Below are 13,281 nucleotides of genomic sequence, written 5' to 3'. Positions count from 1 at the left end.
TTTTAAATAATAATTTACCTGAACTCTGGTTAAGATATTTACTAATATATTGAATCATAGTGATATTTAAATTTATTTTTCTCTAGCCAGAGATTTTCAGTGAAAACAAGGCGAACTTACGCGTCAATAGCTGGCCTATTACAAGTAAATTCAATGTAGTTAGCGCTGAAAATAGCAGCTTGAGATAGATTTATTATCCAGAGCTCAGGTTACTTATAGAAATCACAGCGTGAAATCTTGTGATAAAAAAGTGATAAGTTTGTGAGAGTTTCTTGAGACGGTTATTCAATACTTAGCTCGAATCATCACTTACAGGAAATAATAATGAAAGCTTCAACATTAACAATTGCAACTCTTTTAGCGGCAGTTAGCCAATCGACTATGGCCGCAGAGTTAGACTTAAAAGTCACGAACTTAACCCAAGGCATACACTTTACACCCGTACTTATAACCGCTCACGATAGTGAAGATAAGCTTTTTGAAGTTGCAACAGAAGCCTCTACCGCATTGCAAACTATGGCAGAAGGCGGAAACATAGCTCAATTAGTTGCACAAGCAACCGCTGCGGGAAGCGATATGGCAGCAAATCCAGCTGAAGGCCTACTTGCCCCAACAGCGTCAGCAATGACAACACTTACTACAGCTGATGGTAATGAGTATTTATCTTTAGCTGCAATGATGCTGCCAACTAATGATGGCTTCGTTGGCCTAGATAGCTGGAAAATACCAACTGAAGCTGGCACATATACTGTTTATCTAAACGCATATGACGCAGGCACAGAACAAAATAATGAACTTGTAGTAGATGGCTCTGGCGCACCTGGCACGCCTGGTATTCCGGCAGCACCAGGTGGCAATGCAGGCACTGGTGGCGCGGGTTTAACAAGTACTGATAGCAATATTAACATTCATATTCACCCTGGTAATTTGGGAGATGACGATCTAGCTGCTGGCAAGAGTGATTTAAGTAACACCGTGCATAGATGGTTAAACCCTGTAGCAAAACTAACCGTTACGGTTAAGTAGGAGCGCTATTATGTCATCTTTTCGAAATATCAAAAAAAGCGCCGTAGTACTCGCGTTTGTATCGACTCTTTCAGCGTGTGGTGATAACGATAACAATACGCCTGAACAAGTCGTTACACCAACGCCAACTCCGACTCCTGTTAGCTATACATTTAGTGTTACCGTAAGTAACTTAACTGCTGGTCAGCCTTTCTCGCCCATTGCTGTAGTTGCACATCATGACGGTACACTATGGCAAATTGGTAGTCCTGCATCAGTTGCACTAGAAACAATGGCTGAAGGTGGTGATAACAGCCAACTTCTAGCATTTGAAAAAGGTATTGCCAATGCATCAAGCGAAGGCCCTGTTGGGCCTGGCGCAAACACGACTGTCACAATCACTACCGACACAGTAGAAGTACTCAAATTATCGCTTGCCACAATGATGGTGAATACAAATGATGGGTTTACCGGTCTTAGTGCTATAGATGTATCTGCATTAGCTGTTGGTGATTCAATTATGCGCACCACGGTTGCTTATGATGCAGGTACAGAAGCAAATACAGAAGCAGCTGGTACATTACCGGGTCCTGTAGATAATGGCGAAGGCTTTAACGAAGCGCGCAATGATGTTGATTTTGTAGCAAGGCACCCTGGTGTAGTTACCAATGAAGACGGTCTATCAAGTTCAGTACTAAGCCCTGAACACAAGTTTGATAATCCATTGGCAAAAGTTGTCATTACCCGAACTCAGTAATCCATATTAACGGCATTTAAGCGTTAATTTACCAGCTTGTAATGGGGAAGTAAGGGAGCATGGATGCCCCCCTTTTTACGAGGATTAACTATGCGCCATGAAAAACTACTTATTGTGGAAGACGATAGAGAAATAGGAAAACTAATTACCACCCAGCTAACGTCATTGAACCTACATGTTGATCATGTTGTTAGTGCAGAGCTTGCTTTAAAAAAAATAGCCAAGCATCCCTACGGACTTATTTTACTCGACATAAACTTACCGCAAATGGATGGCTTAAGCTTGTGCCGAAAAATAAAAGAACATTACCCAACTACCTCCGTAATTTTACTTACCGCGCTTAGCAGTGATATGGATAGAGTTATTGGCCTTGAAATGGGCGCCGACGACTATATTTGCAAACCCTTTTTTGCCCGTGAATTACAAGCCAGAGTTAAAACTCAGCTACGCCACAGAGCGCAACTACTCGCTAGTCAAAATAATGATAACTTCCCCGTCGATAGTGAGCAAACACTAACTGTGGGTTCTCTGCATATTGAATTTAGCTCACACCAAGTGTATTTAGCCGAACAAGCACTTAATCTCACCGCCACGGAATTTGATTTACTGGTTTATTTTGCGCACCACCCAAATCATGTTTTTAGTCGTCAGCAATTACTCGATAAAGTATGGGGTTATCAGCACAGTGGTTACGAGCACACTGTAAATTCCCACATAAACCGCTTACGCGCCAAATTAGAAGCGCATCAACAAGCGCCGATTATAGAAACTGTTTGGGGTGTTGGTTACAAGCTAAACCCAAGCCAACTTAATTAAGATCTTTATTATGAAACTATCTTTGTATCAAAAATTAGCGGTCTCGTTAGTGGTGATTTTTTGCTTTATTTGCGCACTCGTTTACAGCTGGAGCAAACAGTTAGAACTTACCTCTAAACATCACGCTGAACAAAACCTGCATTTAGCGTTAGCTGAACATTTAGTGCAAGATAATCCACTAATAAAAGAAGGCGTGTACGATTATAAGGCGCTAGAAAACCTCTTTCATACTTTAATGTTATTAGGCCCTGCGTTTGAATTTTATTTTGTAGACGAGACCGGAAAGATTCTTACTTACTCGGCAAAGCCTGGCAAAGTTAAGCGTACTCATATAAATTTGGCTCCACTAAAAAAATTAATCCAAGACCCTAAAGCAGCGCCAATATATGGTGATAATCCACGTAATAAAGAACAACAAAAAATATTTTCCGCCGCGCCTGTTTTTAATAACGATAAATTACAAGGTTACTTATATGTAATTATTGGTGGCGAAGCTTACGATACCTCCTTAAGCACTATAAAAAACAATGACAAACTATGGCTCGCCGCATTATGGCTTGGATCTGCATTAATATTTTTACTCATTGCTATGCTAATCTTATTGCGCTTTTTTACCAATCCAATTCAGCGCTTAGCCCGTGATGTGAGTAATATTGAAGCAGCTAACTACAGCCTTACCGATACAAAGCTCAGTCACTTCTCAACGCAGAAAAGTAATGAAGTACACAGCTTAGGTCGCAGTATCCAAGCCATGCTTACCCGTATTAATGAGCAGTTTAAAGCACTAGAACAGGGCGATAAACAACGCAAAGAGCTATTAACTCATTTATCACACGACTTACGTACACCACTTGCATCACTGCAAGGATTTTTAGAAGTATTAAACCAATCAGGCGACCAATTAAGCCAAAAGGAGCAACAAGAGTACTTACACGTCTCGCTTAATAATTGTGGACAATTAAAGCTATTAATAGAGCAAATATTTGAACTTTCTCACTTAGAAAATGGTGAAATAAATATCAACAAAGAAACCTTTAATTTAGGAGAACTCATTTATGATTGTATTGCAAAATTTAGTTTAGCCGTTGATAAAAAAGGTATTAGTTTATCGGTAGAGCCCGCAATTTGTGATTTCCCGGTTATAGCAGACATAGCAAAACTAGAGCGTGTATTAAGTAATTTAATCGATAACGCTATTAGGCATACACCTCGTGGCGGCAGTATTGCAGTCCATGTAAAACGCAGCGATGACAATCAATTACTTGTACATGTATCAGACACAGGCGTAGGCATAAAAGAAGATGAGCTGAATGCTATTTTTGACCCGCACTATCAGGCAAGTAACTCAAATAAAGAGGGGCGTCAGCAAGGTGGTTTAGGATTGGCTATTTGTAGAGGGTTATTAAAATTAATGGATAGCGAAATTAACGTACAAAGTGAGATAGGTAAAGGCACTATGTTTAGTTTTAACTTGCCACAAAAAAAGGTGCTTCCTTAAAAAGCACCTTATTAAGTTAAATCTATTTAAATATAAAGATTAACTACTTTTTAATACCCGCTAAATCAAGCATAAATGCATAATTTAGCGCGGTATCTTCTAAGCGTTTGAAGCGACCCGATGCACCACCGTGCCCTGCTTCCATATCTATTTTAAACAGTAACTTATTATCATCCGTTTTGTAGTCACGCAGCTTAGCAACCCATTTTGCAGGCTCAAAGTATTGCACTTGTGAATCGTGCAAGCCTGTCGTTACCAGCATATTAGGATACGCTTGTTTCGATACTTGGTCATATGGCGAGTAAGACAGCATGTAATCGTAATATGCTTTTTCGTTCGGATTACCCCATTCTCCATATTCATTAGTAGTAAGCGGAATGCTCGCATCAAGCATAGTTGTTACTACATCTACAAACGGCACAGCCGCAACCATGCCCTTATAAAGCTCAGGCGCTTGATTTGCTACTGCGCCCATTAACAAGCCACCAGCACTACCACCTAACGCAAATATTTCATCTTTTGCGCCATACTTTTGAGAAACTAATGCTTTAGTTATGTCAACAAAGTCGTTAAACGTATTCTTTTTAGTTAGTAACTTACCATCTTCATACCAAGGACGGCCTAACATTTGTGAGCCGCGAACATGAGCAATAGCAAATACAAAGCCACGGTCTAATAAGCTCAAGCGTGAACTAGAGAACGTAGGATCCATTGTTGCACCGTACGAGCCATAACCATATTGCAACAGTGGATTTGCGCCATCTTTTTTAAACGCGTCTGTACGATAAACTAAACTTACTGGTACTTTAATGCCATCGCGTGCTGTTACAAAAATACGCTCTGAGGCATAGTTATCAGCATTAAAGTCACCCAATACAGATTGTTGTTTAAGTAATGTTTTATCACCGGTAGCTAAGTTCACATCGTACGATGAAGCCGGCGTCGTCATACTTGTGTAGTAAACACGCAGCGTATCGCTATCTAAATCGTTATTACCATAAGCGCCAATAGTATAAGCACTGTCATTAAAGCTTAATGGGAGCTCTTTGCCTGTTTTCAAATTACGCGCAATTAATTTTGACTGACCCATTTCACGTTCTTGATAAACTAAGTAGTCATTAAATAAATCAATGCCTTCTAATTTAATATCATCGCGCGCGGGGATCACACTTTGCCAATTAGCTTTGTCGCCTGCTTTATCAATATCAACTTTCATCAACTGAAAGTTCACAGCATTTAAATTAGTGACAATGTAATAAGCATTTCCTAATTTCGATATTTCATACTCAAGGCCCGCTTCGCGCTCAATTAAACGCTTAGGCATTGCTTTTGTATCATTCGCACTCAATACCGATACACCTGATGCGTCAGTGCTGCTATGCCAAATGTAAATTTCTGAGTCGTCTTTACTTTTGCTAATACCCATGTAGTAGCTAGTATCTGTCTCTTCGTAGATTAGCTCGTCATCAACTTGCGGTGTGCCTAATGTATGACGGTAGACTTGATAGCCTAGCAAAGTTTGTAAGTCTTTTTTAATATAGTAAATCGTTTTATTATCGTTTGCCCACACAACACCACCGTTGGTGCCCTCAAGTGTGTCTTCAAGTAATTTACCGGTTGTTAAATCTTTTATTTTTACACTATAAACACGGCGACTAACAGTATCTTCCCCATACGCCATTAAATTGCCATTAGGGCTTACATCTAGCCCACTCACAGCATAATAGTCGTGATCTTTAGCCAATTCGTTTACATCTAAAATCACCTGTTGATCAGTGCCGGCAAAATCACTACTACGCAAGTAAGTCGCATACTCGTTATCACCACGGGTTTGCGATGAGTAAAAATAATCACCATTTTTAACTGGTACTGAGTCGTCATCTTTTTGGATTCGACCTTTTAGCTCTTCAAATAATGTCGTTTGTAACGTCTTGGTATGTGCAAGCATCGCCTCTGTATACGTATTCTCAGCCTCTAAATAGTTAATGACTTCTGGCGCTTTACGTTCATCATCTCGCAGCCAGTAATAATCATCTATGCGTGTCTCACCATGAATAGTCATTTCATGTGGTACTTTTTTAGCAATAGGCGCAACAACTTGAGCTACCTGAGTTGCTTTAATGTGTGTATTATTTTTTTGAGTATCTTCAGGGGCTTGATTACAACCACTTAAGATAGCAAGTGATAGTGCAGCAAGTGTAAAGGAAGTGCGCTTCATCAGTTAAAGTCCTTGTTATATTTATTTTTTATTAAGTAATTAAATATACCTAAAATTAGACTTTGTAGTTACTAAGTTTGTGAAGCAATGTAAAAAGGGAGCCGAAGCTCCCTTTATATAACTATCAGATTATAAAATTACTTTTGCTTACGGCGACGCGTAAATGCAAAAGGTGCAACTAATAGTGTTAACCAAGCTAAAGAGCCTGAACTTTTCTTTTTGGTAGACTCTACTACCACTGGAGGCACTACCTTAGTAATACTCACAGTAACCATAGCAGGTTCTGAGGTATTGCCTCGAACATCAATTGCAACCACTTGAATTTCAGCTGATGAATCACCTGATAATAAGTCCGAATTTGTTACAACGATTTGCCCTTCAGCATTTACACCAAGTCCTTGATGCGTATTAGACTGTACATAATACTCTGAAATTTCTAAATCAAGATCAGACTCTGTAACTGTTAACGCACCAACAACCGTTCCGTTAGCTGCATCTTCAACAACCGTAAACTCACCACCAACGAGTGTCGGTGCTTTAATTTCAGGAAGCTCTAAATCTGAACTTGTCATTACTTTAACAATTCCTAGACCTGATGTTTGCGATAATACAAATGGGCTGCTCGCTTCAACAATCGCTTTTTCACCTGGTTTAATTGATGTAATCGCTTCGCCTGTCGCTAAAGATTTTAGAGCTACAGTTGGAATGGCACCAAAAATAATAGAACCTTCAGCACTATCGGTCTCAGAGAAAACACCAGTTTGGTAAGCAGCGTCACCAACAGAAACCTTCAAGTTCATTTGCTTACCAACTAACGACGAGTCAGCATTAAAAAAGTTTGTACATGCAGAGAATGTAACCGTATTTTCACCCGCTGAGTGATACATAGGAGTAGCCCATGCTAAAGAGTCAGTTCCAGCGCCATCTGTAGTTCCAATTACTGTACGACTACGTCCTGGGAATGCTGTACTGCGACCACGGTCATTATAGTTTTGCATTACTTGGTCGTATATACCATCGTTATCAGTATCAATCTCAAGTCTGTAACCGGCTTGGAATACATGTGTTAACGGGTCACGTAATTGAATTGACGACGTAGCAAAAAGACCTGAATCACAAGAGCTATCTGCAAGCACAGAGAAAGTAGTTGCTAGAATATTAAATTCCGCTTCTTCAAACGTTTTTTCAACACCCATAACTGCAATGTTTTCAGCAAATGGCTTTATTTCTGTTTGTCCACTATTCTCTACTACAAGCGTCATTTCATTTTTAACAATTTGAGATGACACATTCAATGCCGTTGCTGCTTTTGGCATTGCATGGTACACAATGTGTAAATCATGATCTGTATCTGTGCTTGCATCATTAAATACTAGCGCGCCATCAAACTCAATTGAAGTAAGCGCTGCACTTCTAGCTGCAATATCTTCAGCACTGAAAGGATTTTCTAGTTCCCATGCCGGAAGCTTGGTTGGATCTACCGTCAGCACAACATCAAAACTAGTTGTTTGGCCAGCAGGGATTGTTACAGATGCAGGGAAGTCCCAACTAATTGCCGCTGTGTCTTCATCATTTTGGTAACGCGCTTCGGTGCGAAGAGCATACGTTTTAGAATCTGATGAAAAGTTTTTAACCGTTACATTTTTTGTAAACGATTTTGTTTCAGTCATACTCATAAGACCAAACGAAAGAGCGGCTTGTTTAGTATTAAATTCAGTATTGTTAACCCATGCCGCAACAGGCAAGTTCACCGCTTTAGTTACATCAACTAAGCCAGCACCAATCATACTAATAGGTGCAAGTTCTGAATCAGGGTTAGTCGCTAGTGGCTTGTTTGTCACATCAAGGTTAGCCGCATTCATTATTGTAGCTTTAATTTCAAATGCATTACGCTCAGGGTGTGCTTCACGAATCATTGCCACAGCACCTGCGGTTATTGGACCCGAGAAAGAAGTACCTGATACAGGATTGTTTTCTGTTTGCGTACCTGTTGCAGCCACACTGATACTTGTACCTGGAGCAGTAATTTCTGGTTTTAACAAACCATCCATCGAAGGACCACGAGAAGAGAATGTTGCTACGGCTCCCGAAGTCGTTTTAACTTTTACATCAATGTCAAATGTTGCTTTATTACCGGCAGTTAATTGCGCTTTTAAAGCAGCACCTGCAGCAAAAGTAATACCTACATTTTTGATAGTAACAGCTGCATCACCGCCACCCATAGACGCAGGGGTATTATCATCAACGTTGTTTGCAATCATTACGAATTCTGCACCACGCTTCTGTGCGTTCAGTACTTTTTTAGTAAAATTACAGGTACCGCGATCAATTAATACTGCTTTGCCTGTAAAATCAACATCAGCTGCAAAATCAACACAACCATCTTGATTCGTATCTGGGTAAACTAGGTCAATGTCAGCGCCTGAAATAGCGTAGTCAGCCTGCAAACCAAATCCTGAGCCTTGGATATTACCTCCAACACCCGCAACAGTACCAGTAGCTATACTAACTTGAACTGTAGGGTGTGTCATCGCGCCTACAGATAGTGCGTTAGGTGTTGTACTTGGACCACCAATACGAAATGGGTTGTCACCATCATTACCTGCAGAGATAACCATATTTACACCTAAATCAACAGCTCGTTGAATTAGGTACTGCGTGCCACCACCTGTGTATGTATCACCAAACTCGCCACCTAGTGACATGTTCATTACATCTACACGATCAGAAATATTACCATCGCCATTAGGATCCATAGCAGCTTCTAATGCTGCTGCTTGTGCTGCACTAGGACAGCCACCGCCACATACTGAATAAACATAAAGCTCAACATCTGGTGCTATACCATTTACTGAGTTTGATGATGACGTGCCGTGACTAGTTGGTTCATCTACATCAGGAATAACAACAGCAGGATCATGCTCGATTGGATCAGCATCGTTACGAATAAAGTCATAACCGCCTTGTACTATCCCTTGTGGCCAAGTAACAGTCGCTGGATCTGCTTGAGCTTCGTTATAGGCTTCAACTGTGCCAGGACCACCAAATGCCTTATGGGTGTAATCAATACCAGTATCAAGTACTGCGACACGTTGGCCTTTACCACTTGCAACGCCATCGACTATAAGCGGCTTTGCATTAATATATTCTGAACTTGCAGCCACATGTAAATCGTAATCAAACATTGGTAGCACTTTAGCTACTCGAGAATCTTTCGCTATTTTAGCTAATGCTTCTGGCGTTGCTTGAACAATAAGTGTCGGCGCTAATATTTTTGTTTTGCCAATTACTTTTGCATCAAAGTCTAAACTATTTAACTCTATAGTCATCGTATCTTGAAGCTGTTCAATATTTGCTGTAATTTCACGATGACTTGACTGTTGGTAAGTTCCTGCTACTTGCGCATCTACAGCCGTAGTTGCACGAAGTACTATCATGTATGCAGAAGGCTCTTTTTTGGCTGAAGCCAAATCTTTTATTTGCTCAGCAGGCTGAGATGCAATTGTTGCATTTGGCAATGTAGCAGCACTTGCAAGTGTTACCATAAAAGCACTTGATACAGCAGTCGCTATTGCCGTTCTTTTTATTATATTCTTAGACATTATTTTCCCTCAGATACGTTATGTATTATTGTGTTTGATAATACATTAAATTGTATGTCGAATATAAATCTTTAGCAGTAAACAAAGCAACACCGTCATTACAAAAAAATTACAAAGAGCGAGTGATAGCAACAAAAAAAACATAACAAGCTGATTTTAAATAAGTTAATAAAAAACAAATTTTGTGAATCATTGTAAATGAAACTAACTTTTTTGAGTATTATATGAATAATGAAGTAATAAATATTTTAACTATGGCCAAAGTTATTCAAACAGCTGTGGCACCTGTCTTTTTAATAACAGGAATAGCGGCAACTTTAGGGGTTTTGTCTAATCGTTTAGCACGTATTACAGACAGAGCTCGACAGTTGGAGCGAAAGTTAAAAGTCAGCACTGATGAAGAGTTTAATATATCGCTAGCTACCGAGTTACGTGCATTGCTAAAGCGCTCTCGTTGTATACATATCGCTTTTAGTTTAAGTGTACTAAGCGCCTTACTTGTATGCGCTGTGGTGATGCTGCTATTTTTATCCCACATCCAATCTATAAACTTAGGCGTTACAATTGCCTGCTGTTTTGTAGCCGCTATGGCATTGCTTATATGTGCTTTTATATCGTTACTTGGTGAAGTTTTTCTAGCAACACGTAGTATGCGCAGAGGTATGATATTCGCCGATATCGATATAAACGACTAAAACAAAACAACTATAGTAAATTTTTTTATTGGGCAATATCGTTTAATTTATTGAGTAATACAGGTAAGTAAGTACTAGATATAGCACTTTGAATAAAATGTATTACTCATCTTCTAGTAAAACATTAGTTATGCTTGGTACTTAATCCGGAAATTGGATAGTAAATCGCACTATTTTTCAATATGTAATAATCATTTAAACATTGAATAAAGTCGATTAAAAAATTAGTTTCTCATTAAGCTGTCGCATTTACTTGAATAAAAATAACGTTACATACAAGATATTGCACTAATTATGATTTTCAACAGGGGCAAACATGAAATTTAAAAAAATATTAACAACTGTCGCACTCACAATGTGTGCATTTAGTGTATCAGCAAATACAGCATTCAAAGAACCAAGCGATGCCATTGAATACCGCCAAGCCTCGTTTTCTATGATTTCGGTTCAAATTAGCGACATGGGTGCAATGTTAAAAGGAAAGATTCCTTTTGATGCAGAGCAATTTAAAAAGCGTGCAAATAATGCAGCTGCATTATCAAAAATGCCATGGGAAGCTTTTTACAAAGGTACCGATAAAGGCGAAACATCTGCACTAGGTACAGTTTGGTCTGAAAACGATACATTTATGAAAAAAGCAACTGCGTTTCAACAGTATGCCGATGAGCTAGCTGTAGCAGCACAATCTGGCGATAAAACCATTATTGGTAAAGCATTTGGCGCATGGGCAAAAGGCTGTAAAGATTGCCATAAGCAATTTAAAGACTAATTACTTTGCTTACTAAAACGGCACTAACCTTGTGCCGTTTTTACAAGGGCGCATTGAAATTATAGGTTCAAATTAATAAACGCAACCTAGCTAAAAAAATAATTAATAGGCTCCTTTCCCCATGTCATCATTAAGATAAACAGCAATATAAAAAATATACCCCATGCTAACCAAGGTGATTTGGTCACAATAGTGTGTGGTTCATCTTCTTTTAAATTTTTTGAACCTGTAATCATCGCTTTTACTAATGGCTTACCTTTTATTCGATAAAAAATAATCGCTAAAACGTGCAAACCAATAGCATAAAGTAATATGTCAAAATTAAGATGATGCAGCCAGTTTGCAAAATCAACCGTATCACTCGACACGTATTCTACAAGTGGCCCATCCGTTAAAATACCATCGCTGCTCATTAATCCAGTAACAAGCTGTGTTATTATCAGCGCAAAAAAAGCAAGCACCATATAACTGCCTGGCGCAGAATGCCCGATTGTATTTTTAGAGCTTTTAAAGCTATTAAAAACAGCTTTTGGAGAATATATAAGAGCACTTAGTTTAGCTGTTTTACTACCAATAACCCCCCATATTAAACGTGTTGCAATTAGTGCTAATGTAAAAAAACCAGCTATAAAGTGAAGTTCAATCATGCCCTCTTCAATACTAAAATAAAGCACTGCAATGCTTACAACTAAAAACCAATGAAAGCATCTAATAAATCCATCCCATACTTTTAACGTCGTCATTGTGCCTACCCTCAAAAAAACAGTATTATCTAATTCGTTAACTACTTTAACATCATAATATTAAGGTATCCTTATGAGCCATTCTACAAGCCACGAGAGTAAATGCCATGCAACCAGTTAAAAAAGCTATTTTAAAAGGTTTTTTAGATATGCTGCCACTGTGCTTAGCGGTGATCCCTTGGGGTATTTTATGTGGCTCGTTAGCGATACAAAATGGTTTCACAGCACTCGAAACACAAACTATGTCACTGTTAGTTTTTGCAGGATCAGCTCAACTTGTTGCCATTGAATTAATAGCAGGGAATACCCCGTTACTCACAATTTTATTCACAACATTTATCATTAGCTCTCGGCATTTTTTATACGGTTTAGCTGTGCGCCATAAAGTGATTGACCAACCTATGCGATGGCGCTTACCTGTGAGCTTTGTTTTAACCGATGAGCTTTTTGCATTTTCTCACCACCGAAAAGCGTATAGAACAAAAACACGTTTAATATACGCACTAAGCGCAGGCTTTAGCTTTTATATAGCATGGAACATCTGGACATTAATAGGCATTATTGCGGGCACAATGCTACCCGACTTAACTAATTTAGGGCTCGACTTTGCGATAGCTGCGACATTTATTGCTTTAGTTATTCCTGGCATTAAAAACCTCCCCTCATTAGTAACAGTCATTGTGGCGGGTATTAGCGCGACGCTTTTAAAAAGTACGGGATTTGAGTTATGGCTTGTTTGCTCTGCACTATTAGCAATGACCGCTGGTTACAGCACAGCAAGATTAATTGCTAAAAAGGAAGTTAACGCATGATGACGACTATTTTACTAATGGCATGCATTACATTTTTTACCCGTTATTTGTTTTTGCATCGCGCTTTACCATTTAAGGTAGGCCCTAAAATGCAGCAATTTTTAAGTTTTAGCGCACCTGCTGTGCTTACAGCAATTTGGGTGCCTATCGTGTTTTTAAATGAAGATGGCATAAACTTGAACTGGCAAAATCCTTATCTTACCGCTGCTATTGTCGCTATTATTGTTGCCTATAAAACACATAATATTTATTACACAACACTTGCCGGTATGGGGTTATTTCTAGTTTTGAACTAGGGCGTGTTGATCTTTGTGGATTGAAATTTGTTCAATCTAGGGGCGATTGAATCGCGGCGCGAGGTTTGTA

At 39.2% G+C, this 13,281-nt stretch carries 11 protein-coding genes; 8 read left to right on the top strand and 3 right to left on the bottom strand.

Annotated features, from left to right (window positions below):
* The first annotated feature begins 324 nt into the window (after nt 1-324).
* From CWB66_RS07520 to CWB66_RS07505, 4 genes are all read left to right on the top strand, one after another.
* Nucleotides 325-1,026, top strand: coding sequence for a spondin domain-containing protein (locus CWB66_RS07520; RefSeq protein ID WP_138584878.1), 702 nt, complete (start codon nt 325-327; stop codon nt 1,024-1,026).
* Nucleotides 1,027-1,036: 10 nt separating this feature from the next.
* Complete coding sequence (locus CWB66_RS07515) at nt 1,037-1,762, top strand: spondin domain-containing protein (RefSeq protein WP_138584877.1); 726 nt, start codon at nt 1,037-1,039, stop codon at nt 1,760-1,762.
* Nucleotides 1,763-1,852: 90 nt separating this feature from the next.
* Nucleotides 1,853-2,578 carry a response regulator transcription factor gene (locus CWB66_RS07510; RefSeq protein ID WP_138584876.1) on the top strand — a complete coding sequence of 242 codons (726 nt, stop codon included), beginning with the start codon at nt 1,853-1,855 and terminating at the stop codon, nt 2,576-2,578.
* A gap of 10 nt (nt 2,579-2,588) precedes the next feature.
* Nucleotides 2,589-4,076, top strand: a complete 1,488-nt coding sequence (locus CWB66_RS07505) for a sensor histidine kinase (RefSeq protein WP_138584875.1) — start codon at nt 2,589-2,591, stop codon at nt 4,074-4,076.
* Nucleotides 4,077-4,119: 43 nt separating this feature from the next.
* On the opposite strand, the gene CWB66_RS07500 is transcribed toward CWB66_RS07505, so the two are convergent.
* Together CWB66_RS07500 and CWB66_RS07495 are read right to left on the bottom strand one after the other, a co-directional pair.
* Complete coding sequence (locus CWB66_RS07500; protein WP_138584874.1) at nt 4,120-6,294, bottom strand: S9 family peptidase; 2,175 nt, start codon at nt 6,292-6,294, stop codon at nt 4,120-4,122.
* Between the two features lie 137 nt (nt 6,295-6,431).
* Nucleotides 6,432-9,896: a S8 family serine peptidase gene (locus tag CWB66_RS07495; protein ID WP_138584873.1), complete on the bottom strand. Its 3,465-nt coding sequence runs from the start codon at nt 9,894-9,896 to the stop codon at nt 6,432-6,434.
* Nucleotides 9,897-10,120: 224 nt separating this feature from the next.
* On the opposite strand from CWB66_RS07495, the gene CWB66_RS07490 reads away from it, so the two are divergent.
* Both CWB66_RS07490 and CWB66_RS07485 read left to right on the top strand, forming a co-directional pair.
* Nucleotides 10,121-10,591, top strand: coding sequence for a DUF2721 domain-containing protein (locus CWB66_RS07490; protein WP_138584872.1), 471 nt, complete (start codon nt 10,121-10,123; stop codon nt 10,589-10,591).
* 316 nt (nt 10,592-10,907) lie between these two features.
* Nucleotides 10,908-11,360, top strand: coding sequence for a c-type cytochrome (locus CWB66_RS07485; RefSeq protein WP_138584871.1), 453 nt, complete (start codon nt 10,908-10,910; stop codon nt 11,358-11,360).
* 86 nt (nt 11,361-11,446) lie between these two features.
* Here the strand turns inward: CWB66_RS07485 and CWB66_RS07480 are convergent, their stop codons facing one another.
* Complete coding sequence (locus CWB66_RS07480; protein ID WP_138584870.1) at nt 11,447-12,103, bottom strand: cytochrome b/b6 domain-containing protein; 657 nt, start codon at nt 12,101-12,103, stop codon at nt 11,447-11,449.
* Nucleotides 12,104-12,210: 107 nt separating this feature from the next.
* Between CWB66_RS07480 and CWB66_RS07475 the strand changes: the two genes are divergently transcribed.
* Together CWB66_RS07475 and CWB66_RS07470 are read left to right on the top strand one after the other, a co-directional pair.
* Entirely contained in the window at nt 12,211-12,915 is a 705-nt protein-coding gene (locus tag CWB66_RS07475) for an AzlC family ABC transporter permease (RefSeq protein ID WP_138584869.1), read from the top strand.
* The gene (locus CWB66_RS07470) at nt 12,912-13,211 is read left to right on the top strand and encodes an AzlD domain-containing protein (RefSeq protein WP_138584868.1); all 300 of its coding nucleotides are present in this window, start codon (nt 12,912-12,914) and stop codon (nt 13,209-13,211) included. The genes CWB66_RS07475 and CWB66_RS07470 overlap by 4 nt, the downstream gene beginning before the upstream one ends.
* Nucleotides 13,212-13,281: the final 70 nt, after the last annotated feature.

The sequence above is a fragment of the Pseudoalteromonas sp. S558 genome (assembly GCF_005886635.1).
GTDB classification, from domain to species: Bacteria; Pseudomonadota; Gammaproteobacteria; order Enterobacterales; family Alteromonadaceae; genus Pseudoalteromonas; species Pseudoalteromonas aliena.
This window is presented reverse-complemented; position numbering and strand designations above follow the sequence as displayed.